Genomic DNA, 25,646 nt, shown 5'->3' on the forward strand with positions numbered 1-25,646 from the left:
CTGAAAACCTTCAAAATTCTTGCTGAGCGTTATCGAAATAGAGGTAAAAGGCTTGGTTTGAGATTCAATTTAATCGCTGGAATCTACAACTTGGAGCTGAGTAAAAAATGATTTATGAAAGACATCTATTGGGAAAGTGAATAAGGTGATGGAAAAAACGCATTATCTTCAGCTAAATCAGGGCTTGGATTACGGTCTTGACTGGTCTGTGCCATGCTGATTCTCCTTTATTATTGCTTGGTTATTTTCAGTTTTACGAAACCTAGAGTTCTGTACCACAGCTCATTTATTCAGCATAACAAAGTTTCAACGTGGCTCTGTTTTAAGATGTAAATATAAGCTTGCCTATATGACAAGATAAACATTTGGACAATAAAAAACCCCGACATCCTGTCGGGGTTTTTCGTATTAAGTGCTGAGGTACGACAGGAGTCATACCTTCGTCCTTGAGCTGATCTTTATTGTTATTCTATTGGAGCATCCTGCTCTCTATGGTTCTATATTAAAAAACTTACATGCAGGCGTATAGGCGCAAAAAGCGGGAATTGATGTAAGCTAATTCGTACAAATTAAATAGAATTCATCTTATTATAAATTTTAAGACTTCCATAAAAATCTAAAAATACTCAGGATTAATCAATGATCACTTATGGTATCTACGGATATGAAATTACAAAAACTGCTGAATTAAAGGGTTTCAAACTGATCCCACGCTCACAAAACCATAGAGAAGTTAAAAAATTAGCCGCAGATCGAGATCATTATCATTTAACGGGATTTCTTGAAATAGATGAAAATCAAATTTTAAATCAACACACTTTAATTTTTGATTTACAGGGTATCTTATCTTTTATTGATCAAAAGAATGTGATTATTACCCATCCCTTACGCCCGCATGAAACCGATCAAACATTAGATCAAGACTATCCCTTAAAAATTACTTTTATTGGACGATTAAATGGTATTGGGTCTTTGATTTTAAGAGATACAGTTAGCCCTGAATCTAGAAAAGATTGTATACAAAAAGCTCTCAATAAATTGAAAGAGTCTGACCAAAACCAAGGAGTTTTTCGTAGTGCTTTTTTTAAATCTATAGAGCCGTTTAGAGGCAGTGAGAGCTTCATTGATGTAAATTATTATCTGCTTTTTTCTGCATTAGAATCATTAAGTCGATATCATCTTGATGATTATGATTCAAAGAATGTCTCCACTCCTATTGCAAAATTTCTTAAGCCATATAACTTTGATATATCTCAAGACAATGTCAAAAATTTAACACAATCCGTTTCCACATATACCCATTTACGCAATGCTTTATTTCATAATGGAAAATTGGAATGTGAGCCAAATATAAATGGAACATATATAAAACTCGAAATGTCAGAATATTATGCTAATTTCAGTATGCTAGTCCCACTGGTGATGTTGAAATATATCGGCTTTGATGATGGTTATACTAATTGGAATTCTTGGCTTGATCGAATGCCATTTAAGTAATCATCCAAGTTAAAAAATTGGCTTGAGATCTTCACTCAAGCCATGATGGCAACTCACACAAGCATGGCTTTATAAAACTTAGATAAATTCTTCCAACACTGAGTTTAAAAATACATGCCCTTGCTCGGTACATGCTAAGCGTATGGCATCATCCACCATTAATTTTCGACTGCGTAGTGAGTCTAACGTTTCAGCCAAACTATCCAGATTCAAACCTGTACGCTGCGCATAATATTCAGCTGCAACCCCATCATTTAAACGCAAAGCATTCATCATAAATTCAAATGGAAGTTCGTCGGCTTCAATTCGCTTAAACTGTACATGCTCCGCAGGGACTTTCGCCAAATAGTCTTTGGGTAAACGAGTTTTTTGGAACCGATAAACCCCATCTGGCTGGGTCACTTTGGCATGTGCACCTGCCCCTATCGCTAAATAGTCGCCAAACTGCCAATAATTCAAATTATGTGCGGAAGGTTGCTCTTTACGCCATGCCGAAACTTCATAATTAATAAAACCCTGTGCTTTTAAATAAGCTTCACCTTGGGCTTGAATCTCTTCAAGCACATCGTCCACAGGTAAGACAGGCTTGGTTCTAAAGAACACAGTATTCGGTTCAATCGTGAGTTGATACCATGAAATATGGGTTGCACCATTGTCCACGGCCAGCTTTAAATCCAGTAAAGCTTGTTCTAAAGTCTGTTCAGGTAAACCATGCATGAGGTCGACATTAATTCGCTGAAAGCCTGCATCACGCGCAAGGCCAATTGCTGAAATCGCATCGGCGTTACTGTGAATTCGTCCCAACTTGGTTAAATGTTCCGTGTTAAAACTTTGCACCCCTATCGATAACCGATTGATACCTGCCGCCAAATAATCGGCAAAAGGGTCATGTTCAACTGTTCCTGGATTGGCTTCTAAGGTAATTTCACAATCCGCCTCAAAAGGCAGTAATGCTTTTAGCTGTGCAAATAACCATTGATACCCTTGTGCTGAAATCAAAGACGGCGTTCCGCCGCCAATAAACACACTATGAATGTGACGCCCTTGAGTAAACTCAAGTTGAGTTTTAAAGTCTTCCACCAAAGCATGTAAATATTCTTGCTCTAGATCTAAAGACAGTTTGCCATCTGGCACCGCATGCGAGTTAAAGTCGCAATAGGGACACTTGCGCACACACCACGGCATGTGAATATATAAAGACAACGGAATATTTGCAGGATGTAAATCAGTCAAGGAAGAGACTCTAAAGCACAGCGGTAATCTTGCATATTTTAACATGACTGCATCAAGACACTTATGAAATCTGTGTCTATTTGGATTAGACTGATAAAAAGACAAGAAGAATGAATGGTTTAAAATGATGAAAATATCGAGCCACTTGCTGTTTATGCTACCACTGACCTTTGGTATTGGCATCGCTATGACTTTTCAAACGGCGCTGAATACACAGCTCAGAGAATATTTTTACTCTCCACTACAAGCCGCATTGTTATCCTTCTTCATTGGAACCTGCGTTTTAGCACTTTTGGTTGTACTCCAACCTGTGGACAAACCGCAGTTACATGATTTTTCCAATATTCCATGGTACTTATGGCTCGGTGGTTGCTTAGGGGTTTATGCCATCAGTATAAGCATCTATACTGCGCCTAAATTAGGCTTTCTCACGTTTTCAGGTTTGGTTATTTTTGGACAAATCCTGACCTCGATGATTTTTGACCACTATGGTCTACTTGGTACCGAAAAAACCCCTGTCAATTGGCAGCGTTTACTTGGTGGCGTCGTAATTTTTATTGGTGTGCTTCTCACTTTACAACGCTGAATTTATTTAGACCAAGCACATGATGAATATGAGTAATTTTTGTGTCGACTACAAATAAAATCACGTCCCATCGTTTCGAATTAAAAAAGTTATTGGTGTTAATGCTGCCCATCCTGATCACGCAGTTTTCTCAAGCGGGTCTCGGGTTAATTGATACCATCATGGCGGGGCATTTATCCCCTACCGATTTAGCCTCAATTGCCGTCGGTGTCGGTTTATGGATACCAGTGATGTTGCTATTCAGTGGCATCATGATTGCGACAACGCCGTTGGTGGCGGAAGCCAATGGCGCACGCACCCCTGAAAAAATCGCCACTATTGCTCGTCAATCCCTGTGGGTGGCCTTTATTTTGGGGAGCATTGCGGGTTTAATTTTACAAGCCATGCCGCTGTTATTGCCCCTCATGGGTGTTCCTGCAAACTTACTACCTAAAGCCAGCCTATTTTTACATGCCATTGGCTTTGGCATGCCTGCGGTGACTATGTATGCAGCACTGCGTGGATACTCTGAGGCACTCGGCCATCCACGTCCTGTGACCGTCATTAGCTTAGCGGCCTTGGTTCTTTTGGTTCCCCTGAACTTTGTCTTTATGTGTGGTTTCGGCCCGATTCCAGCACTCGGTTCAGCAGGCTGCGGATTTGCCACTGCGATTTTACAGTGGATCATGTTTTTCACCTTAGCCACTTACATTTTTAAAGCCTCGGCGTATCAAAAAACTCAAGTGTTTAGCACTTGGGAGAAGATGGATCGCTATTGGATCGAACGTATTTTAAAACTTGGTCTACCCATTGGCTTAGCTATTTTCTTCGAAGTCAGTATTTTTAGTACCGCTGCAATTATTCTCAGTCCATTGGGTGAAACCATTGTGGCGGCGCATCAAATTGCGATGTCGGTCACCTCTCAGTTGTTTATGATTCCGATGTCCCTTGCCATCGCCTTAACCATTCGTGTTGGGACCTACTATGGCGAAAAAAACTGGGAGGCTATGCGAAAGGTGCAAAAACTCGGACTGGCGACAGGTACAGTTTTGGCACTGATGACCATGCTGCTGATTGCACTGTTTCGTCCTGAAATTGTGGCGATTTATACCTCGGATCATGAAGTATCAGAAGTTGCGATGTATTTACTGCTGTTCGCACTCGCCTACCAGCTGATGGACGCTTGGCAAATTAGTGCCGCAGGCTGTTTACGCGGCATGCAAGATACCAAAGGCCCAATGTGGATCACCATGGTCGCCTATTGGATCGTGGCTTTCCCAGTCAGTATCTATTTGGCACGCTACACCAACATAGGTGCAGCAGGTGTTTGGATTGGACTGATTGTCGGTTTAAGCGTGGCGTGTGCCCTGCTCTTGCTCAGACTTTATAACAACAATAAACGCCTCAGTCAGGACTATCCATAAGTCATGCATGGCACTGAATAGGAAGGAGGCCGTTTCTTCTCCTATTCCAGCTATTTTACTGCTGTGCCAAAGCGTCTTTCAGACCTTGTGGCACTTCACTTTCATCCTCAACGTCTTTAACCACCACCTGCCCCACGATCACCTCACTACCATTAAAGGTCATGGTGGGTGAACCATACAGGCTATAACCTTCATTCAGTGCTTTGGTGACACGCGCACAAAAATGCACATCGTCCTTGCCTGTAAAATAACGATAAACTTTCATTTATTTCTTACTCAAATTTTTTCGCACAGTGTAACGCGATTTTTAAATGCAGCGACATCTTGTGTGCAATTCACTCAATTGACCACTATTATTTAAATAGAAACATCAGCTTAACAATTTAAAGTAGGCAGTTTTGCATTTGTCGCCTATGATCAAATCTGAGATGTAATGAAGATGCCCCGAGGAATATCGCATGGCAAATACGACTCGTACGCCCGGTCGTCGCTTTATGAAACTTGCCAGCATGACGGCAAGTATCGCAACCAAAACTGTGACCAATTCAATTAAAAACTTCAATGCCGATGAAGATAAAAAAAATGCGGCGCGCAGTCAGCTTTTTCAGGACATTGGACTTCAAATTGCAGACACCTTAGGTGAAATGAAAGGTGCCGTGATGAAAGTCGGGCAAATTGCATCTCAATACAAAGACATTTTTCCGCCTGAAGTGGCACGTGCAATTAGTAAATTACAACGCCAAGCGCCTGCGATGCCTTTTCAAGAGATCAAAGCTCAAGTTGAAAAAGAACTCGGCAAACCGCTCAATCAAATATTTACCGCCTTTGATGAACAACCCTTTGCCGCAGCCTCCATTGGTCAAGTGCATAAAGCCACTTTACCGAGTGGTGAACAGGTTGTGGTTAAAGTTCAATATCCGGGTGTGGAAGAAGCCTGTGAAAGCGACTTAAAACAAGTCCGTTTAGCGCTACGCCTAATGGGTGTACTTAAAATTGACCGTAAGCTGCAAGATCAACTCTTTAAAGAAATTCAAGACAGTTTAGACAACGAGCTGAACTATCAAATAGAAGCCCAAAACTTAGAGGTCGCACGTACCTTTCATCAAGCTTTAGACCCTAAAATTATTATTCCTCAAGTCTACAAAGACTATTCAAGCCGCCATATTTTAACCTTAAGCTTGGAGCACGGCGAAAGCATTGAAACTGCCAGTACATGGTCACAAGACACGCGCAATGAACTGGGCCGTCGTTTATTTCGTGCCATTGGGCGTGAGATTTTCTTCTTAAAGCGCTTCCACTGCGACCCCCACCCGGGCAACTTTGCCTTTCGTGAAGATGGTAGCGTGATCGTATATGACTACGGCGGTGTAAAAACCCTATCGACTGAAATCGTGATGCATTTTAAGCAGCTGATTCAAGCAGCGCGCGACAGTAATATCTTGGCCATGGAACAGCAACTGACCGCTTTGCACTCCATGTCTGAGCAAGGCAAATTTCCTGCCGAACTGTATGAAGCATGGTTAGAAGTGCTCATGCGTCCACTGACCACTTTGTATGACTTTGCCGAAAACTCAGCGCATCATGATGGCATTGAACTGGTCAAACCATCGCTAAAATATTGGGATGTGTTTAAACCCTCCCCCGATACACTAATGGTCAATCGTACAATCTCAGGACATTATTGGAACCTGATTCATCTCAAAGTACACGACAACCTCAATGATCTATTTGAAGAGTTGGTGCCACCTCCTGCCTAAATAAGAACTGCGGGCACGATAAAATCGCTACAACTCAATAAACCCAGTTACATAAAGTCACTGGGTTTATTTTGACTTCTTTATTGTTATATTATAACATTTCAATATAGTATATTTAAGGAGAAGTCTATGCGTGCCAATATTCATCCAGAGTATCGTGAAGTTCTGTTCCACGACACCAATGCCGACGCGTTTTTCGTGATTGGCAGTACCTTACAAAGTCATCAAACTCGTGAGCATGAAGGCAAGACATATCCTTACGTCAGTTTAGATATCTCAAGTGCTTCACATCCGTTTTATACCGGTGAACAACGTCAAACCAGTAATGAAGGTCGTGTTGCAAGCTTCAATAAACGTTTCGCGCGTTTCAAACGCTCACAATAATTTCATTTTTCTTTAAGCTATACGCGTTATAGTAAAGATATCAAGAAGCCTAAGACCTCCTCCAGCTTAGGCTTCTTTTTTATGTATTCTTTTCTGGTTCCTATTTTGACCATCTTTTTTTTCTTAATGTTTAAGCACACTATCCAACAGATAAAATCCGATCCCAAGCACGATGACACCCACCACTAAGCTCGACAGGACGTAACTCAAAGCCAGGACTGTTTGCCCCTGTCTAAATAACTGAAAAGTTTCGAGGCCAAAACTAGAAAATGTCGTAAAACCGCCCAGTATGCCCACCATCAAAAATAAACGTGCTTCTTGTTGCAGTACTGGAAACTTCTGGCTGAATGCAAAGAAAATACCCGCAGCAAAACAACCGATGATGTTGATCCACCATGTCGGCCATGGAAAACTCATACTCGGTTTAAACAACCATAATCCTGCACCGTAGCGTAAACAGGCACCTATTCCGCCCCCCATTGCCACCAAGATCCAATTCATTGACCTATCCTATTCTTTACAAAATGCGGTATGGATAAGTCCGAAGTTATCCACAGTTCATCAACTATAATGCTATTAAACCTGAATCAATCCTCGCACTTCAAGGTTTTTCAACATCGGTTGTTGATCCCTACATATCTTATTGTCTCACTCTCAAAAGTGAACACTAGCATTCAAACTCACACATGCTTTACATGGGATATTAAACCTAGCATCGCCGAATATCTTTACTTCCCCTAATGTGCTCTATGACCAATACAATATAGATTCCCAAAATCACTAGCACTCGTTCTTCATGCAAAACAGAAGGTTTTCTCTCAGGCAAAAACTCACAAGAGCACACTTTTTGGGTATGATGTGGATATAAATTTAGTCGGAAATAGACGCATGGCACAGGTATTATTGGCTCAGCTTGCAGCGGGCGAAGCAAAATTTTCAGATGTATTGGCTTTTATTGAAGCAGCCTATACACATACACCAACTGCATTTAAAAATGGTTTACAGCACAATGCGTCAACTGAAAACCAAGGCAGCGCAAAAGTGTTTTCGTTTGCACAGCTTCAAGGCCTCGATCAAGCGCAAACTTTAAGCCTATTTGCAGAACACTATGCCTCTGTTTTAGCCACACCTGATGCAACAGATCATCAAAATATTCGTCAGTTTATGTTGAATGGATGGGACGGTATTGAGTTTGACGGTACGGCATTAACTGCAAAATAAAGATAAAAAACCACGTTCAAGTAACTTGAACGTGGTTTAAAAATACAATATTAATTTTATTATTAGATACTTATAAATACTATTAACATTGATACACCTATAAGCATCCACAGATTTGACCAATAGGTTTCACGTGGAGCAAGAATTTATATGGGTGTTAATCGCCTAGCAAATATTAAAGCAGCACGATGAAGTAACTAAGCGCTACTTCCAATTTACCCCTTTACCCGTTGGATCCATTGGATTGAGCTGACCCGAAATACTTCACACGCACCATCCCCAGTATCGGTCGGGGTTAAGGATGAGGTCCAGACCATATCTTTGTCTTTAATTTCAACCAACTCACCTTTTAAACGAACCAAATCACCGCGTTTCACGTGTTTAATTTGTTTAGCAATTTCTGGGTTGGCTGGAATAATGTGCATATTCGACACCATTTGCATGGCTTTCTCGGCAGGCACAGGCAAACGATCGATTTTCCAGTTGAGATAACGGTCGTATTGATTCACGGTAATATGGCGTGCAATTTCAGGTTCAGCAAATAACCCCCAACTCACGGCGTAGTCAATCGGGGAGAATTTCGCTTGTGCATCATCCGAATACATTTTAGAACCTAAAATTCGAAAATCACCTTTAAACGGTTTCAATACCGAAATCGATTGATCTTTAGAGGTCGGTGCTAAACCTTTGGCAATGTTGTAATCTACAGTGGCACTTGCACTGATGGGTAACAGCAAACTGCTGAGTAAACTGAGCAGGATAAATTTAGATTTCATTGCAAACCTCATTCCCATCGACCTAGGAAAATACGAAACAATTTCATCTTAGTCCAGTTTCCTGAAAAGAAGCTTATGAACTTAGTAACATTATGAATGAATTATGCAGTCTACTTTTAGCCACAGCACTTTTCAGTTAGGCTAGAGCTGAAGAACAGAGCCCCAAAAAACAATCATGCTTTATAAATACTATCAACAACACATCTTTCCACATGTCCTGAATCAGGTCATGCAAGTACCAAGCTTAATGGACAAACGCCGCGAACTGCTTTTGCCAATTCAGGGAGAGGTATTGGAAATTGGTTTTGGTACAGGGCTAAATCTGCCCTTTTATCAAAATGTCGATACCGTCTTTGCCCTTGAACCCAGCCCTGAAATTTATCATTTGGCTTTAGAGCGGATACAAGCAGCAGCATTTGAAGTGCATCATGTACAAGCCCGTGCGGAAAAGCTGCCTTTTGCTGACCATAGCCTTGAGCATGTAGTCAGTACATGGACACTGTGTAGTATTGCTGAGCTAGAACAGGCTTTGGCGGAAATATTACGGGTGCTCAAACCGGGTGGCACCTTACATGTGGTGGAGCACGTATTAAATACAAATAACCTTTATATTCAGCGCCTACAACACTTACTCACGCCTGTACAAAAGCGTTTAGCCGATGGCTGCCATCTCAATCGAAATATTGAACAGGCCTTAAAAGCAGCAGGATTTAATATGATAGAACAGCACTACTTTTATGCCGAAGGTATTCCGAAACTCGGACAACTGATGTTTTTTGCACGCGCTCAAAAGCCATACTCAAGTGACGGGCTATCATAGTCATGTAGAAAGCACCTGCTCTATATCAAGCAAGATACTTTCATGGGTGCACATCGCCAAGCTTACTCGATCGTATCGAAGTCGATGCGGACCGTTTCAAAACGAACTCGCCCAGCTTGAATCGCTTGTGCAATAGCAACTTGTCCTTTGGTCAGCCTCGCCCCACCGCTTTTAATATCTATCAAAACAATTTCAATATCTTCTGCTCTCCCCTCACCATCACGCAGGTCGGTATAACCATCAAAGACCACATAGTCGACAGGATCACCCAAAAACTTAGCATCACTAGGTAAGTATTCAAACTGCGGCATAATCGGTGCCAGTTGCTCCGCCATTTTGCCTTTGAGCACTGCACGACTGGTATTGACACTGCGCTTTTGTGCATGGGTTAAAGCCTGCTGATGCTCTAGTTCTAATTCGGCAATATAGCGCTCATATTCTGCTTTGATGCGTCCATTTCGGCTGTGACTTAAAATAAAGGTGGTCAAGACCACACCAATTGCTGCACCGATCAACATTGCCATCCATATGGACATGGTTCTTTCCTAATTTTGTGCTACAGGTAGCAAGATTTAAACTTACAACTTTGGTTTGGTGTCATATCCGACACACAAAAGAATGATATGCTAGGGGTGAGCAGAATAAAATCATTTAAGGTCATGAAAACGATATTAATCGCCAACCAAAAAGGTGGCTGTGGCAAAACGATAACCGCAATCAATTTAGCTTCGGCACTCGCACAAAAAGGTTATAAAGTGGCTTTGGCCGATGCCGATAATCAAAAATCTGCTCGTCAGTGGTTAAAACAGCGTCCAGAACAAGTAGCGCATATTCAAAGTTTAGATTGGCGCCATGAGAAATCGATTGGTGAAGTACCTAAAAACATTGAATATTTAATTATCGATGCGCCGGGTGCACTGTCTGGTGAGCATGCCGAACAACTGGTCAGTGAAGCACACGCGATTGTGACCCCACTACAACCCTCATTTTTTGATATTGACAGTACCCGTCGTTTTTTAAAGCATTTACAAGACATTAAACGTATTCGTAAAGGCAAAGTGCAAATTTTGCTTTTGGCCAATCGGGTCAAAGCCAACAGTGCCAGTGCCAAAGACATCCAAGATTTTTTTGCGAAAATTGAACAGCAACCTGTAGCGTGGATTTCAGAACGTACTGCATATGGCCAATTGGCAATGCAAGGTTTAAGCGTATTTGATAAAACACAAAAGAATTACCTCTCCATTCAAAGCCAATGGCAACCGTTGCTCAACGCCATTGTCGATGACCCAAGTGCTTGGTTCTAAAATATTTTGCTATAGATAAAATGGGACTATTCCCTATTTATAATCGGTTATTCACGAGAACTTACCAAGGGTACGTTCTCGTGCGCATTTTTTTCAGTTAATATGACTTTGACCTTAGAGATATAGCAGTGAATACCGTGCAACGATACGCACCAGCCTTACAAAAAGTATTGTTATTTGGACTGATTTTTATTCTGTTCTATTTGAGCTTTCAAGTCCTGAAATACTTTATTGTACCTGTGCTTTGGGCTGCGATTATTGCCTACATCACTTGGCCTTTATATCACTCAGTACAGAAACTCTGTGGACCGCGTCCAACCTTAAGCGCCACCATCATGATCAGTATGGTGGTGTTAGTTGTCGGTATCCCGCTGACCTTTGCCATTTTTATGCTGCAACATGAAGGCCGTAATCTGTTTTATGAACTGCAAAGACAAGTGTTCTCAGGTCATTTAGATGTCCCTCAATTTATTCGGGACTTGCCCATTATTGGTAAAGAAGTCACCCGTACTTTAAAAGAAATCAACACCGATCCGAACAGTATTGTACAAAATGTCTCAGGCTGGTTTCAAAGCCATTTAAATTATGGTCGTTTGGTGCTGAGTGAAATCAGTAAAAATATTTTTAAACTCTGTTTTGCGGTGATGTCGTTATTCTTCTTCTATCGTGACGGCCAGACCATTTTAAATCAGGTCAGTAAAGCGCTGGAGATGGTGATTGGCCCACGTATCCACCACTATTTAGACACCATTTCTGAAACAACACGTGCTGTGGTCTATGGGGTTGGTCTGACTGCAATTGCGCAAGCACTCTTGGCAGGCCTAAGCTATTTTGTTGCTGGTGTCCCAAACCCAATGGTACTGACCATTGTAACCTTTATCTTTGCACTCATTCCTTTTGGCCCTCCTGTGGCATATAGTGCCGTGTCTTTATGGTTATTCTCTCAAGGGCAGACTATTGAAGCGATTGGAGTGATGGTATGGGGGGTTTGCGTGGTCAGCACGGCAGACAATGTGATCCGCCCATTGGTGATCTCAGGTGCGACTCAAATTCCATTCTTACTCATCATGTTTGGTGTATTGGGTGGTTTAGCCAGCTTTGGTATGGTCGGCTTATTTGTTGGCCCCGTGATTCTAGCGGTACTGTTAGCCATTTGGCGCGAATGGCTACATGAACAAGTCAATGACCCCCTAATGATGCCAAAAGCGACATTGGCCTATGATCCTCTTGAAGAGCCTTTAGATACGCCCAAAAAATAAGTTCAGCGAGATGACTTGAGCGCATGCTTTCCTCGAAAGTATGCGCTTTTTTATGTCAGATACAAAAACGCTGTACGGACAACATTGAACCGAAGTCCAGCCTTTGTTTGAATGGTTCTGAATTTTAAGGAAAAAAGGACCCAACATGTTGTCTTCTGCTTTCAAATTAAGCGCACTTGTGACTTTAATCGGTTTAGGGACTGTGGCATGTACCACTACACCCACTGAAACCAATACGATGGTCAAAGACGTCGATGTACACGCTGTTTCAACTGCAGGTGTAGGACAAAAAATTGGCACCATTCGTTTTATTGATAGCCCTGTTGGTTTAGCGATTCAAACCAATTTGACTCAACTTCCACCCGGCCCACACGGTTTTCATATCCATGAAAAAGGTTCGTGTGATGTGGCTGAAAAAGAAGGAAAACCTGTGGCTGCTTTAGCGGCTGGGGGACACTTTAACCCAGAAAAAGCACCAAACCACGGCACACCACTCAATGGCCATATGGGTGATTTACCGATCTTGAATGTCGACTCGGCAGGTAATGCAAAAGTCAATTTACTCGCTCCTCGCTTAAGTTTAGCTGACGTTGAGGGCTTAGCGGTGATGGTACATGCAGGGGGTGATAACTATTCAGACACCCCTAAACCACTTGGCGGTGGCGGTGACCGTATCGCCTGTGGCGTGATTAAATAAGGCTATCGCCTTTGCACTGTGAATAAAACAGTGTTCTGACCTCGTATCTGTGGATAAGTTTCAACTTATACACAATGCAGCGGAGCCATGCTCTGCTGCATTTTTATTGTCATAGGTGAATATTTGATGCAATGGAGCACCGCATTAAATTGACAGTGCCCTGAAAAAAGTTCAGGCTAAAACCAAAATAAAACTAAGCCTAGACTATTACATCGTGAACAATCTTCGTCAGTGGTTTCAGTCCTTTCAGTCCAATGCAGTTTTTATGTATTGCTTGCAAATTTTGATTGTGCTGAGTGGCACAACCTTAGGTTTGTATTTTTTAGGACTGCAACAGCTCATCGTTCCGACCACATTAGGCGCAATTGCAACGGCCTTGACTGACTTCGACGACCGACTCAGCATTCGTCTCAGAAACCTTGCCTATGTCTGTATCTTGTTCTTTAGTGTTAGTAGCATTTTAGATTTTTTACATCCTTATAAATTCTTTTTCATCTTATATTTATCACTGTCTAGTGCTTGTTTTATTTTACTGGGGGCACTGGGGCAACGCTATGCAGCAATGAGCTTTGGCACCATTCTACTTTCCCTATACAGTATGTTTGGCCTAGGTGAATATTCGGTGTGGTACTTTCAACCCAGTTGTTTTGTCTTAGGGGCATTGTGGTATGGCTGTACCGCCATTGTGTTTTATATCCTTAAACCCACCTTGGCCGTTCAGGACAACTTAGCCCGCTGTTTTAATCAAGTTGCCGATTTGCTCAACGCAAAAGCACGTCTATTCGACCCAGACAATCGAGACAATGTAGAAGCGCTGCTCTACGATTTATCCTTACAAAACAGTACTGTGGTGCAAAGTTTTAATCACACCAAAAGTTCACTACTGACGCGACTAAAAGCGTCTCGTGCCAACCAAAATACGATTTATTGGCTCAACCTCTATTTTCTCGTTCAAGACATTCATGAACAAGCCAGCTCTAATTATTTACACTATGAGCAGTTACATCAAAACTTTAGCCGTACTGACCTCATTTTTCGTATTCAAAAAAATATTCGGCTGCAAGCCCTTGCCTGTCAGGCTTTGGCACGATGTATCTTAGCCAATCAAACCTATGTATCCGATCCAACGACCACTCAGGCGTTGCTGAATTTACACAGTTCCATGCAGGACTGGATTCGAGATCATCCACACAATATTGAAGTCAAAAATCTACAACTGATTTTAAATAATTTGGACAGTGTGCATGAACGTTTTCAGCACCTCAACGAACTACAATCGCGCCAAGAACAGCGTTATCAACAGCATATTGATAACCTCAACTTATATGATGATGATATTCATGATTGGCATGATCTGTGGCTCAAACTCAACCAACATCTCACTCCCCAATCCGCACTGTTTCGCCATGCGGTGCGTATCGCCTTTGTCTTTGCTGTCGGTTATGGCATCTCGCTTTTGCCCTTTGCGCAACATGGCTATTGGATTTTGCTCACCAGTTTATTTGTTTGCCAAATGCGTTATTTCGCCACCAAAAGCCGCTTAAAAATGCGAACCTTGGGCACTATTTTGGGTGTTGTTTTAGGGATTCCGCTGCTGTATTTCGTCCCAAGTATTGAAGGACAACTGCTACTAACCATTATTTTTGGCGTGTGCTTCTTCTATCTCAGTTCCAAGAAATATGCCATGGCGACTCTGATGGCAACACTCATGGTGCTGCTGATTTTTAATTTAAAAGGTGAAGGTTATGCCATTATTTTACCGCGAATTATAGACACCCTCATTGGCTGTGCCATTGCTTGGTTCGCAGTAAGTTTTATTTGGCCCGATTGGGACTTCCGCAATATTTCCAACACCATTAAAAAAGCATCCGATGCAACCCTCAACTATTTCAATGCCATCTGTGAGCAATATCAACATGGCAAAAATAACAGCCTGGCTTACCGCAGTGCGCGCCGTAATGCACATAATGCCCAAACTGAACTGGCGAACATGATCTCCAGTCTCAGTACCGAGCCCAATCCAAACCCAGAACTGGTGCATCATGCTTTTCGCTACTTGGTATATAGCCACAGTCAACTCAGTTATATTTCTGCTTTGGGAAGTCACCGAGAATTGGTGCAGGATACGCAAGTACTGGAACTCATGCTCTGGTGTCAAAATACGCTGAATCATGTACTGCTCCATCAGCAGGCATTACCTGAACTCGACATCCAGCAGAAACTGGCCGAGATTAAACGCTTAAATGCGCAAGAAACAATGAATCAGAATTTACACTTGGTACTCAAACAAATCAGTCTACTACTGGAAACTCTGCCCGAATTGCTGAAGTTAAAAACTGAACTGCTCGCCCGAGACATTAAATAAAACAGACTACACATCGACGATCTTTAAAAGCTTCATGATGTACGGGTGTATTGTGGTTCATTTTTATCTGGTTCTTGCGTACACTCGAGCCTCATTCTCATAGATTTTTTGACCATGAACATTCAGACATTACGTGTTGTAGGATTTTTAGAAGGGATTTCTTTTTTACTGTTGTTATTCGTTGCGATGCCAATGAAATACATCTTTGATAACCCCATCCTAGTCAAATACGTGGGTATGGGGCATGGCGTATTATTTATCTTGTTTCTCATCGTGCTGTTTGTGGTCTGTGAAAAGCAAAAATGGTCTTTGAAGATGTTTATTCTAGGTTTGATCGCTTCAATCTTACCTTTTGGGCCTTTTGTGTTTGATGCCAAAATTAAAAAATTAGAGCCTGAGCAAGCTGAAGCCTGAGTTAAAAAACTGGCTTTAAAAAGGATTTTTAAAGCAGTAATAAAAAGCGCCCATTCAAATGAATGCGCGCTTTTTTTATGATGTGAACTTCGCTGAATTCAGCGAATAAAATCTTAGTAAACACCACTCTCGAGACGTTTTTGCATCACTTTTTTCACGGTCGCACGTGGAAAGCTAAACCAAAGTGCAATCAAAATGAGGCAGACCAAACTGTAGGCCCAAAGACCAAATGCCACATAAGCCACGCGAACTAGTTCAATCACGAAGAAGAACGTAAACATCATCAGTACCGAAACGGCTGCAGCAACCGTCCCTTTGGACACTTCCGATGACATCAAAGCAAAGCGATATAACACCGAAAAACTGATACCTTCACCAAAGCTCACCAAAGTCATCCCCACAATCAGTAACGGCAAGAAATAGCTTTGGAAAATGGTGCCGAGCACCACCAACAGCGTACCAACGAGCATCAAAGGCAAACCGAGTAACACAGTTTTACCCAGTGCCATTTTGTCGATGACTTTAATCAGCACAATGTTGCCCAGAATGAGACCGCCCAAGACGGGGAACTGCGCTAAGCCGTATTGCATACTGCTCAAGCCAAGTTCCTCCACCAAGATCACAGGTGAAAGTGCGATCCACAACATCAACGGCATGGCGACCATGGGTAAGCCAAAGGTGAGCGCCAAAAAGGTCTTATTTTTATAGACCGTTTTATAATCATCCCAAATATAGCGCAGCGGCTTTTTGGGATGGTGCTGCTGTGTCGCAGGCATTTTGGCTTTTAAACCAAACCAACTTAAAAAAGCCAAAAAGGCGATGCCAATAAAGCCCCAATGCCATGACACATGGTCAATCATAAACGCGCCCACTACTGGGCCTAGCAGCGGTGCCAGCAAAGAAATATTGGCCATGAGTGCCATGACTTTAATGGCATCACGCTCTTCAAAACTTTCCTGTACTGCGGCATAACCCACCGCAGAAATCATCGATAGCCCCACGCCTTGTAAAAAGCGGAGCGCCAAAAAAGACTCAATATTTTGAGTGAGTAAAATCGCGAGGCAGGTCAGCACGAAAAATGCCACACCTGCGAGCAACACTTTTTTACGGCCTAAACGGTCTGAGAGTGGTCCAAGCAGCCACGCGACACAAGCCCCGCCCAGTAAATAAAAGGACATAGACGATGGTGCCCACGCACTACTTACCCCAAAGTCTTGGGTAATCGCGAGCATGGCAGGCTGGACTAAATCGTTACCGATATAGACCGAAAATTCGAATAAAACCAATGCCAAAGGAAACATCAATGTGGCACGGCTTAACTTTAAAGTTTGTACGTTTTGCATTGTTATCTACATATAAAATGCGTACAAGCCTGAGCGAAGTCCGTTGGAGGGAGAGACGACTAAGCCCAATGACAAGCACTGTAAAATTGAATAAAAAATGTAATGGGTGCGAGAAATGCACACTGGTTTTACGCTGTATTCACAAAGCGTTTTTAGAAAAGGTGTTATTAAAATAGACCGAGCTGTGACACCGACAAATCTCAGTTAAGCTATTTTAGCAGTGTTGCATCTGTTTGTATTGTTACTTTTTTAAGTTTCATCTGTCGCATTTGGTTTTGTATTAGGCGCAATAAAATGCCCTTGTTTTAAGTCCTCATACGCCTGTAAAACTTCGGTGAAGGTGTTCATGACAAAATAACCGCGTCCATAAATCGGTTCATTTAAAGGTTGCCCACTGAGTAATAAAAAAGCACTGTCTTGTACCGCTTGTATTTCGAGATGCTCACCATGATTAGACATGACTGCCATCTGCTGTGCTTCTATCATTTCTCCGCTATTGAGCTGAAGACGACCACTACGGATATACAGCAGTGTCGTTTCGTCTTCCAATGCAGGTAAAACTGTTTTCGTACCCGCTGTAAGCTGAATATCCAGCACGGTCATAGGGCTATGAGTTTGAGCAGGCCCTGTCTGGTTTTGATAAGTCCCTGCAATCACCCTGACCGTTCCTTGAGCTTTCGCCAACTCAACTTCTGAAATAGCTTCATGACTCAAGTGTTGGTAACGTGCAGGATTCATTTTGTCTTTGGCTGGTAGGTTGACCCACAGTTGGATCATTTCAAATGCCCCACCTGTTTTGGAAAATGCCTCACTAAATACTTCTTCGTGTAGTACTCCAGCCCCTGCTGTCATCCACTGTACATCCCCTGCCCCAATCACACCGCCACTGCCTGTAGAGTCCTGATGGGTGAGTTCACCTTGATAAACAATGGTTACGGTTTCAAAGCCACGATGCGGATGTTCACTCACGCCCTTTTTTAAGCGAGTTGGTTGTAAATAACTCGGGCCTATATGATCGAGCAATAGAAAAGGTGAAACCGAATTTCCCAGTTCATAGTGTGAAAACACAGAGACGACTGGGGCAAAGTCGCCTACAGCGGTACGTGCACTTTCTGAGTGAATAAAAGCAAGGGTTTTCATTATTTATTTCTAATAAAATTACACCCACTTAAAGTGGGTGTAATTTTATTAATCGAAGTTCTTAACAAGTCTATTTGGCTGAGCATGATGATGCAGAACTATATTCTTTTTTTGTAGAACTATTTGACTTAAAGTAACCAGCCAAAAAACTTAAGTGCTTATGCCCTTTAGCAATATTTGATGAATCTTTAGTAGTAGATGAGTTAGAGACTATAACTCTAACTTTAACAGTATTTCCCATTTTATATCCCCACTATTTATTTTTTATGCTGTTTCATCGCTAGAAGACACAGCTCTAATTCAACTCTATCCCCAATTTCATCAAGAAGTGTTGCAAATTCGTTAGCTTCTTGCTGATCATTTGGTGAGCACAAATAAGTCCCGTATGATACTAGAGTAAAAACATATTTGTAAGTTTTATCTTGAATTTTTAAGGTAACAGGTTTGCAGTATATTGAACCTATATTTTGAGCACCATTCGATCTATTTGATTTATAGAATAAATTCTGTTTTACCCCCTCGTTTAAAGCACTAATAAATGTACTCTCACCACTATCTATCACCTTTCTAGCTAAAGAATTATTTGCCATGATAGTATTTGGATCTGTGTATTGTTTTTGCCTATCTAGTACTAAAGCATATTCCCATAAATTAGAGTCACTTGTAGTATCTAATACCGTCATTTCTACATGACTCCTATTAACGCCATAAAACTCCAAAAAGTCTACAACTTGTGTCATGATAAAACGAATTTGATCTTTCGGATGCGTAATTTCATCAAAAAAGTTAAATCTTTTATTAGGTTCTATTCTAGCAACACGATCAAAAAAACGTGTCCTTTTAGCATGAACAACATTTTTTATAAATATAAGAAACTTTTTTAGTAACTCTTCTTTATCCTTCTTTACCTTTTCTTCTTTTAAATCAACAACACATTTAAACACAACAAAAAATATTGTTAGAACCATTAAAGTACTATAGATATATCCATGAACATCTTTATGTTCCGAAATCCATTTCCAGTCATCCCCCCAAATGTCTAATGTTCCATAATAAAGACCAGTTAAAATAACTGAAGCAGAACTCAACCATGGTTTTTGTAATATTTTTTTTAATGACATAAAAGAGCCTCTTTAATTGGAAGCTTTTTTACGACATAAAATTTAAAAAATCAATCAATTCAGACTAATATTTTCATTTGTAAATTAATATTTACCAGATGATTTAAACTAAACTCAAGTAAAATCTGCTTCAACCATAAATCAAAGATTTATTATGAGCATTTTGCTGTTTGGAAGTTCTTGGTATTTTTACCGCGCGCACATTGGTAAGAGGTTTTCGTCGCAGTTTTTTCCCAGTCACCATCGACCAACTTAAAGTTATATACGGTACGCACCGACTTTACTGAATCATCTAACAAACCTGTTTCAGTCACTTTGACTTCTGCCGCAGTCGGGGACTCCACTGTATTAAAGTACTGGCGGATTTCAACCGTAGCCAACTCATTACGCAAATCTGGACGCTCTTTGAGTACCTGAGCCAACGGCGTATCTGACGAACCGACTTTATTTACTAACTCTTTGGTCGTCGCACAACCAGACAATAATCCCACACATACGGCTGAAGCTAAAATAAGACGCAACATAAATCCCACCCAAAATTCATTATTTATCAGTCCATCATGCCTTTTTTAGGCCTATTACACTATTTAGTAAATGTAATTCAGTTCCTTCAGCCATAAAAAAGCGCATCACGATGGATGCGCTTTTAAAATTCAATTCGAACTTAAAGGTCGAATAATTTACCCGGGTTCATAATTCCGTTTGGATCGAAAACTTGCTTCAATGCCTTCATATATTCAATTTCTTCCGCCGAACGGGTGTAGTCAAGGTATGGCTTTTTGGTCATGCCCACACCGTGCTCCGCAGAAATTGAACCATCGTATTTTTTCACGGTTTCGAAGACATATTTATTCACCACCTGACATTTAGCAAAGAATTCGTCTTTGCTTAGGTCAGCTGGTTTTAAAATATTTAAGTGTAAATTACCGTCACCAATATGGCCGAACCAGCAGATTTCAAAGTCTGGGTAGTTGCTTGCCACAATGGTATCAATTTCTTTAATAAATGCAGGTACGTGTGTAATCAACACGGAAATATCGTTTTTGTATGGTGTAAATGGCGCAATCGACTCAGAAATGTCTTCACGTAAACGCCATAAGCTTTCCACTTGATCGAGGCTTTGGCTCAACACGCCATCCAGTACCCAGCCTTGTTCCATGCAGTGCTCAAAAATTTCCATCGCCTTGTCCATAATTGGCTCAAATGGCGCTTCAAATTCTAACAATACATAGAATGGACATTCGGTTTCAAATGGACGTTGTACATGACCATGTGCCAACACTTTTTGCATTGCCAGTTCACCAAAGAACTCAAATGCAGTCAGGTCAATTTTTGCTTGGAAAGCATGCAGTACAGGCATCACAGCATCAAAGTCAGGCACGCCCAATACCATTACTTGAAGGTCTTGCGGTTGGCGTTCCAGCTTGATTTCAGCTTCAGTCACTAAGCCTAGTGTCCCTTCACCACCAATGAATAAATGTTGCAGCGCATAACCAGTCGCGTTTTTGATCATGCCTTTGTTTAGACGAAGCACATCACCCTTACCCGTGACTACGGTTAAACCGAGTACCCAGTTACGCGTCATGCCGTATTTAATGACTTTAATACCGCCTGCATTGGTGCCAATGTTTCCACCAATTTGACTCGAGCCCGCAGAAGCAAAATCGACTGGGTAATACATGCCTTGCTCTTCAGCATAGTTTTGCAACTGCTCAGTCACCACGCCTGCTTGGACGCGAACCATACGGTCTGCTGGGAAGAATTCCAAGATTTGGTTCATCTTGTCCATGCTCACCACAATTTCACCGTTGGCAGCGACTGCACCGGCAGATAAGCCAGTGCGACCACCTGATGGTGTAATCGCAACATTAAACTCATTTGCAAGTTTCACAACCGCTTGCACTTGTTCCGTGCTCGATGGAAAAACGATGACTGACGGGTTTGGATCAAAATGTTTGGTATGATCGCGTCCCCAATTTTCAAGGCTATCCGCATCGGTTTTAATGCGGTTTTCACCTACAATTGCTGTCAATTGGGTCAATAACTCTGGGGTTAAAGCGACTGGAGCATTCATCGTTTTCAGACCTTGCAAGAAGTAAACAAGTTGTTTGTGGCGCTAGGGTTCTCTGCATGAAAAGCGCTTCATTTCAGTCTTTCCATGCCCTAAGGCTCAGGCAGTTCGTGAGGATTTAAGCAGCAGTGTGCAACTGGCTTATTTTCACGGAGTCATATTATAAGGCATTTTTTCTGTTTCCCGCAGAAAAAGCTGTTTTATTCAGGATACCTTTGAAATGATTAGTTTAATTAGACCAAAAAGACTTTTTTACGCACTATAGAGGCTAAAAATACCCAGCAGAGTCCGCATAAAGGAAATGTATATCGGGCGCGGTACGTGCTATTATATCGCCACTAAATTTGGCCTTTGTAGCGGAGCCGTAATGAGCCAACATCTTTCACTTCCTAAAGATAAAATTCGTTTCTTGTTGTTAGAAGGCGTTCACCAAAACGCAATCGACACACTAAATGCTGCCGGATACACCAACATCGATTATCGTAAAACAGCGCTTGAAGGTGAAGCGTTGAAAGAAGCGATTAAAGATGCACATTTCATTGGTATTCGTTCCCGTACACAACTCACTGAAGAAGTGTTTGAAGCAGCGAATAAATTAATCGCTGTTGGTTGTTTCTGTATTGGTACCAACCAAGTGAACTTAAATGCTGCGATGGTTCGTGGTATTCCAGTATTTAACGCACCATACTCAAATACACGTTCAGTGGCTGAACTTGTACTTGCTGAAGCTATCCTTCTTCTTCGCCGTGTACCTGAAAAATCGACAGATACACATGCAGGCGGTTGGAACAAGTCAGCTGTTGGTTCGTTCGAAACTCGTGGCAAAACTTTAGGGATTGTCGGTTACGGTTCAATCGGTTCACAACTTTCTGTCCTTGCTGAAAGCTTAGGTATGAAAGTGATCTACTTCGACACAGTAACGAAATTACCTTTAGGTAATGCACGTCAAGTCGGTAGCTTAAACGAACTTTTAGCCAATGCTGATGTTGTTTCTTTGCATGTACCTGATGTTCCATCTACACGTAACTTCATGACCAAAGAAAAATTTGCACAAATGAAAGAAGGTGCAATCTTCATCAATGCTGCACGTGGTACATGTGTCGTGATTGAAGACTTAGCAGATGCCTTGAAATCAGGTCATGTTGCTGGTGCTGCGGTTGACGTTTTCCCGAAAGAACCAAAAGCCAATGGTGAAGAGTTCATTTCTCCACTACGTAATATTCCAAACGTGATCTTAACCCCGCACGTAGGTGGTTCGACCATGGAAGCGCAAGCGAACATTGGTTTAGAAGTGGCTGAGAAATTCGTTTCTTATTCAGATAAAGGTATGACTTTATCTGCGGTGAACTTCCCAGAAATCGCATTACCGTTGACCGAAGGCAAACACCGTTTACTTCACATCCACAAAAACGTGCCAGGCGTGTTGTCAAAAATCAACAACTTGTTTGCTGAACACGGCATCAACATTTCTGGTCAGTCTTTAATGACCAAAGGTGATGTTGGTTACTTGGTGATGGATGTAGACGCAACCGCATCTCAAGAAGCTTTAGATACTCTACAAGACGTTGAAGGCACAATCCGCGTTCGCGTATTGTTCTAATTCGACTCTATTTAAAAACCACAGCTGCCAAGCTGTGGTTTTTTTATTTTTGAATACTTGTTAAAATTTTATGTGCGACCCAAGCACATTCCCCGCTACTTTTCGCAAGTATTCATTTCTCTATCTAGTATTCTAATAATGCCAAATCTAAAAAGTACTCCACACCTTCAAGCGACCTTTTTATTGCTGATTGCAATGCTCAGCTTGCAAAGTAGTGGTTCACTGGCCAAAGTGCTGTTCGATCAATTTCCCATTTTAACCGTTTCCGCCATGCGCTTGCTGTTGGGATCAATCATTTTGGCCGTGCTGTTTAAAATTTGGCAGGTTGACTTTAAGCAAGTCAAATATAAAGCCATTCTCAGCTATGGTTTTGCTTTGGCAGGCATGAACCTATTGTTTTATTTATCCATTGCTCGCCTGCCACTCGGCATTGCAGTGTCGTTTGAGTTTATTGGCCCACTCAGTGTTGCTCTGTTTTATGCCAAACAACGCTTTGACTTTGTTTGGGTCGGGCTGGCTATTTTAGGCTTGGTTTTACTGTTTCCTTTCGACCAAGCAGCTCAACCTTTAGATCCTCTTGGGATTGCATTTGCACTAGGTGCAGGTGCATGTTGGGCCTTGTATATCGTGGCGGGACAGCGCCCATCGGGTGTTTCGGGCAATCATACCGTGTGCTTAGGTATGTTTGTCGGCATGCTGATATTAATGCCACTCGCCCTGTTCAGTGGTTTACCCACAAATGTGTTTGAACCCTCAAACCTGATCTATTTCGTAGCTTTAGCAGTTTTGGCCAGCGCTCTGCCTTTTAGCTTGGAAATGATTGCGCTACGCAATTTAACCGCTTTAAGTTTTGGGACGCTCATGAGTCTTGAACCTGCTATCGCAGCACTATCCGGTTTTGTCTTTCTAGGCGAGCAACTATTGTGGTCACAGTGGCTTGCGCTTAGCGTGATTATCATGGCGTCTATTGGTTGTACTTATACAGCCCAGAAAAACCGCCAAGCCGCAGTTTAAACCATGTGATTCAGTGTTTGAATTTAGCTTTTAAATCCAAAGGCTGTATCGATTACTTTTAAATTCATGTCGTTGCATTTAAAAAATCAACTTATTCAGCATCCAACTTGGGTGCTGAATCGTTATACTAATCCACCTTCTTAAAATAACAGGTCACCATGACCTGATGTGTGCATGATGCCTAATTCTCAACTGATGGCAGTGATGTTCATGGTCTTGTCCATGCTGTCCTATCAAATCAGTGCTTCTTTTGCCAAGCAGTTGATTGCCATCCTTGACCCGCTAACCGTGGTGACCCTTAGACTGTGCTTTGCGGCAATTTTAATTGTGCTGATGTTCCGCTCATGGAGCATCATGAAACGCCTACCGCATTTAAAGTGGAAAGATTTACTCAGCTACACGGCAGCCTTATGCCTCATGAATATTTTATTCTACGCTTCGCTGGGTAAACTGCCGCAAGGTATTGCCGTCGGTTTAGAGTTTTTAGGTCCTTTAACTTTAGCGCTACTCTCGATTAAACAACGTCGTGATTATATCTGGGTCGGATTAGCGATTTTAGGCATTGCACTGATGGTGCCGTGGCATCAAGCGAATGCAACCAACTTCTCTTTCTTAGGTGCTGCATTTGCGGTTTCAGCGGGTGCTTGCTGGGCGCTGTATATTTATTTTGGGCAAAAAGTCGTCCGTCAAAATATCGGCATGCATGCTCTTAGTATTGCTATTGTGATCTCAGCCTTGGTGCTTCTGCCCATCAGTGCCACGCATAACCCAACAGCGCTGATGCAAACGGAATACTGGCCGAAAGCCTTATTGATTGCACTACTCGCCACAACCATTCCCTATGCTCTAGACCTCATGGCTTTGAAACGTTTAAGTAAACTCAGCTATGGGACGCTTTCAAGTTTGTCACCGGCTTTAGCAGCCTTGGCAGGTTGGTTACTACTGAAAGAACAAATTAGCATGTGGCAAACGTTGGCGCTGGTTTGCATTATGATTGCCTCTGTTGGGGTTACCTTTAGAGCCAAACAGCAAAGTGATGACGCGATTTAATCACAAAAGATGGCACTCGCCATCTTTTGTTTAAAATAGACTTAAACCAAACTGTCTTTTTCAATTTTTTTGTACTTTTTGTATTCCTGCTGATACTGCTTAGCGAGTACAGTCTTTTCAGCATCGAGTAAAATTTTTCCTGCTTGCTGAAAGAAACCATGCTCTTCTTCTTGTAAGTGATGATGTACGGTTTCCGATAATTTTTTTGCAATTGCCAACCAGCCCGGATTTGAGAATTCCGTCTCGGTCAATTGTTCCAATAACTCATCCATTTTATGGTGCTCTGCCAAAGCATGGCGGGTAATGTTGAGGCCCGAATCAGTCATCATTAAAGGGATATAAAAATAACGGTCTTCTGCCACAGCATGGGCAAACAATTCATTTTTAAGGCGTTCAAATAGCTCACGGCGCTCAGGTGTATCCCCTGAAGTTTGGAGTAGTCGTTCGGCCAAATTTCGTTGTATAACGTGACTTTCTCTTAAGGCTTCAAATATATTCATTCTATGCTCCAGTTCCGTTCAACTTAAAACATCATTTTTTATTGAAAAGCTTCTTGGCACAGCATTGAGTGCGCTGTATTGATCATAAATG

General features: G+C 41.8%; 26 protein-coding genes and 2 pseudogenes. 16 read left to right on the forward strand and 12 right to left on the reverse strand.

Features of this window, described 5'->3' with window-relative positions; all coding sequences use genetic code 11:
- Positions 1-111: pseudogene (locus tag MF4642_RS04800) on the forward strand (IS5/IS1182 family transposase); the annotation flags it as partial.
- Positions 112-128: 17 nt separating this feature from the next.
- On the opposite strand, the pseudogene MF4642_RS04805 reads toward MF4642_RS04800, so the two are convergent.
- Positions 129-215: pseudogene (locus MF4642_RS04805) on the reverse strand (protein deglycase HchA); the annotation flags it as partial.
- Between the two features lie 424 nt (positions 216-639).
- Between MF4642_RS04805 and MF4642_RS04810 the strand changes: the two are divergent.
- A complete protein-coding gene (locus MF4642_RS04810) occupies positions 640-1,497 on the forward strand; it encodes a hypothetical protein (RefSeq protein ID WP_078389972.1) in 858 nt (285 codons plus the stop codon).
- A gap of 78 nt (positions 1,498-1,575) precedes the next feature.
- Here the strand turns inward: MF4642_RS04810 and hemW are convergent, their stop codons facing one another.
- Positions 1,576-2,730 carry a radical SAM family heme chaperone HemW gene (gene hemW / locus MF4642_RS04815; RefSeq protein ID WP_078425477.1) on the reverse strand — a complete coding sequence of 385 codons (1,155 nt, stop codon included), beginning with the start codon at positions 2,728-2,730 and terminating at the stop codon, positions 1,576-1,578.
- Positions 2,731-2,854: 124 nt separating this feature from the next.
- Here hemW and MF4642_RS04820 point away from each other — a divergent pair, with 124 nt between their 5' ends.
- The gene (locus tag MF4642_RS04820) at positions 2,855-3,316 is read left to right on the forward strand and encodes a DMT family transporter (RefSeq protein ID WP_078425478.1); all 462 of its coding nucleotides are present in this window, start codon (positions 2,855-2,857) and stop codon (positions 3,314-3,316) included.
- Between the two features lie 101 nt (positions 3,317-3,417).
- On the forward strand, positions 3,418-4,719 hold the full coding sequence (locus MF4642_RS04825) for an MATE family efflux transporter (protein WP_078425567.1): 1,302 nt from the start codon (positions 3,418-3,420) through the stop codon (positions 4,717-4,719).
- A gap of 55 nt (positions 4,720-4,774) precedes the next feature.
- On the opposite strand, the gene MF4642_RS04830 is transcribed toward MF4642_RS04825, so the two are convergent.
- On the reverse strand, positions 4,775-4,984 hold the full coding sequence (locus MF4642_RS04830; RefSeq protein WP_004691402.1) for a DUF1737 domain-containing protein: 210 nt from the start codon (positions 4,982-4,984) through the stop codon (positions 4,775-4,777).
- Between the two features lie 193 nt (positions 4,985-5,177).
- Between MF4642_RS04830 and MF4642_RS04835 the strand changes: the two genes are divergently transcribed.
- Together MF4642_RS04835 and MF4642_RS04840 are read left to right on the forward strand one after the other, a co-directional pair.
- Positions 5,178-6,476: an ABC1 kinase family protein gene (locus tag MF4642_RS04835; RefSeq protein WP_078425479.1), complete on the forward strand. Its 1,299-nt coding sequence runs from the start codon at positions 5,178-5,180 to the stop codon at positions 6,474-6,476.
- A gap of 129 nt (positions 6,477-6,605) precedes the next feature.
- Entirely contained in the window at positions 6,606-6,860 is a 255-nt protein-coding gene (locus MF4642_RS04840) for a type B 50S ribosomal protein L31 (protein WP_078389975.1), read from the forward strand.
- Positions 6,861-6,983: 123 nt separating this feature from the next.
- Here the strand turns inward: MF4642_RS04840 and crcB are convergent, their stop codons facing one another.
- Positions 6,984-7,361, reverse strand: coding sequence for a fluoride efflux transporter CrcB (crcB, locus tag MF4642_RS04845; protein ID WP_078425480.1), 378 nt, complete (start codon positions 7,359-7,361; stop codon positions 6,984-6,986).
- 387 nt (positions 7,362-7,748) lie between these two features.
- Here crcB and MF4642_RS04850 point away from each other — a divergent pair, with 387 nt between their 5' ends.
- Entirely contained in the window at positions 7,749-8,081 is a 333-nt protein-coding gene (locus MF4642_RS04850) for a HopJ type III effector protein (protein WP_078425481.1), read from the forward strand.
- A gap of 215 nt (positions 8,082-8,296) precedes the next feature.
- Here MF4642_RS04850 and MF4642_RS04855 read toward each other — a convergent pair whose 3' ends face one another.
- Positions 8,297-8,857: a hypothetical protein gene (locus MF4642_RS04855; RefSeq protein ID WP_078425482.1), complete on the reverse strand. Its 561-nt coding sequence runs from the start codon at positions 8,855-8,857 to the stop codon at positions 8,297-8,299.
- A gap of 175 nt (positions 8,858-9,032) precedes the next feature.
- Between MF4642_RS04855 and MF4642_RS04860 the strand changes: the two genes are divergently transcribed.
- On the forward strand, positions 9,033-9,677 hold the full coding sequence (locus MF4642_RS04860) for a class I SAM-dependent methyltransferase (RefSeq protein WP_078425483.1): 645 nt from the start codon (positions 9,033-9,035) through the stop codon (positions 9,675-9,677).
- A 62-nt stretch (positions 9,678-9,739) separates the two neighbouring features.
- Here the strand turns inward: MF4642_RS04860 and MF4642_RS04865 are convergent, their stop codons facing one another.
- Positions 9,740-10,213, reverse strand: coding sequence for a Holliday junction resolvase-like protein (locus MF4642_RS04865; RefSeq protein WP_078425484.1), 474 nt, complete (start codon positions 10,211-10,213; stop codon positions 9,740-9,742).
- A gap of 123 nt (positions 10,214-10,336) precedes the next feature.
- Between MF4642_RS04865 and MF4642_RS04870 the strand changes: the two genes are divergently transcribed.
- From MF4642_RS04870 to MF4642_RS04890, 5 genes are all read left to right on the forward strand, one after another.
- Positions 10,337-10,981 (forward strand): ParA family protein, encoded by a 645-nt coding sequence (locus tag MF4642_RS04870; RefSeq protein WP_004977991.1) that lies wholly within the window; start codon positions 10,337-10,339, stop codon positions 10,979-10,981.
- Positions 10,982-11,118: 137 nt separating this feature from the next.
- Positions 11,119-12,240, forward strand: a complete 1,122-nt coding sequence (locus tag MF4642_RS04875) for an AI-2E family transporter (RefSeq protein WP_162841300.1) — start codon at positions 11,119-11,121, stop codon at positions 12,238-12,240.
- 145 nt (positions 12,241-12,385) lie between these two features.
- Positions 12,386-12,937, forward strand: coding sequence for a superoxide dismutase family protein (gene sodC / locus MF4642_RS04880; RefSeq protein ID WP_005401320.1), 552 nt, complete (start codon positions 12,386-12,388; stop codon positions 12,935-12,937).
- Positions 12,938-13,151: 214 nt separating this feature from the next.
- Positions 13,152-15,302: a YccS family putative transporter gene (gene yccS, locus MF4642_RS04885; protein ID WP_078425486.1), complete on the forward strand. Its 2,151-nt coding sequence runs from the start codon at positions 13,152-13,154 to the stop codon at positions 15,300-15,302.
- A 114-nt stretch (positions 15,303-15,416) separates the two neighbouring features.
- Positions 15,417-15,716, forward strand: a complete 300-nt coding sequence (locus MF4642_RS04890) for a DUF3817 domain-containing protein (RefSeq protein ID WP_004977999.1) — start codon at positions 15,417-15,419, stop codon at positions 15,714-15,716.
- A 113-nt stretch (positions 15,717-15,829) separates the two neighbouring features.
- On the opposite strand, the gene MF4642_RS04895 is transcribed toward MF4642_RS04890, so the two are convergent.
- The 5 genes from MF4642_RS04895 to MF4642_RS04915 form a co-directional block, all read right to left on the reverse strand.
- Positions 15,830-17,059, reverse strand: a complete 1,230-nt coding sequence (locus MF4642_RS04895; RefSeq protein ID WP_078425487.1) for an MFS transporter — start codon at positions 17,057-17,059, stop codon at positions 15,830-15,832.
- A 249-nt stretch (positions 17,060-17,308) separates the two neighbouring features.
- The gene (locus MF4642_RS04900; protein WP_078425488.1) at positions 17,309-18,199 is read right to left on the reverse strand and encodes a pirin family protein; all 891 of its coding nucleotides are present in this window, start codon (positions 18,197-18,199) and stop codon (positions 17,309-17,311) included.
- Between the two features lie 257 nt (positions 18,200-18,456).
- Entirely contained in the window at positions 18,457-19,320 is an 864-nt protein-coding gene (locus MF4642_RS04905; protein ID WP_078425489.1) for a hypothetical protein, read from the reverse strand.
- 152 nt (positions 19,321-19,472) lie between these two features.
- Positions 19,473-19,844, reverse strand: coding sequence for a hypothetical protein (locus MF4642_RS04910; protein ID WP_004978014.1), 372 nt, complete (start codon positions 19,842-19,844; stop codon positions 19,473-19,475).
- A 140-nt stretch (positions 19,845-19,984) separates the two neighbouring features.
- Positions 19,985-21,394 carry an FAD-binding oxidoreductase gene (locus MF4642_RS04915; protein ID WP_078425490.1) on the reverse strand — a complete coding sequence of 470 codons (1,410 nt, stop codon included), beginning with the start codon at positions 21,392-21,394 and terminating at the stop codon, positions 19,985-19,987.
- Positions 21,395-21,758: 364 nt separating this feature from the next.
- Here MF4642_RS04915 and serA point away from each other — a divergent pair, with 364 nt between their 5' ends.
- The 3 genes from serA to MF4642_RS04930 all read left to right on the forward strand — a co-directional run bounded on the left by serA (position 21,759) and on the right by MF4642_RS04930 (position 25,055).
- On the forward strand, positions 21,759-22,991 hold the full coding sequence (gene serA / locus MF4642_RS04920; protein WP_004691438.1) for a phosphoglycerate dehydrogenase: 1,233 nt from the start codon (positions 21,759-21,761) through the stop codon (positions 22,989-22,991).
- A gap of 138 nt (positions 22,992-23,129) precedes the next feature.
- Complete coding sequence (locus MF4642_RS04925) at positions 23,130-24,005, forward strand: EamA family transporter (RefSeq protein WP_078425491.1); 876 nt, start codon at positions 23,130-23,132, stop codon at positions 24,003-24,005.
- Between the two features lie 177 nt (positions 24,006-24,182).
- Positions 24,183-25,055, forward strand: a complete 873-nt coding sequence (locus MF4642_RS04930; protein WP_005401327.1) for an EamA family transporter — start codon at positions 24,183-24,185, stop codon at positions 25,053-25,055.
- 41 nt (positions 25,056-25,096) lie between these two features.
- On the opposite strand, the gene MF4642_RS04935 is transcribed toward MF4642_RS04930, so the two are convergent.
- A complete protein-coding gene (locus tag MF4642_RS04935; RefSeq protein ID WP_078425492.1) occupies positions 25,097-25,555 on the reverse strand; it encodes a hemerythrin domain-containing protein in 459 nt (152 codons plus the stop codon).
- Positions 25,556-25,646 lie beyond the last annotated feature (91 nt).

This window comes from Acinetobacter sp. MF4642 (genome assembly GCF_002018925.1).
Classification (GTDB): Bacteria; Pseudomonadota; Gammaproteobacteria; order Pseudomonadales; family Moraxellaceae; genus Acinetobacter; species Acinetobacter johnsonii.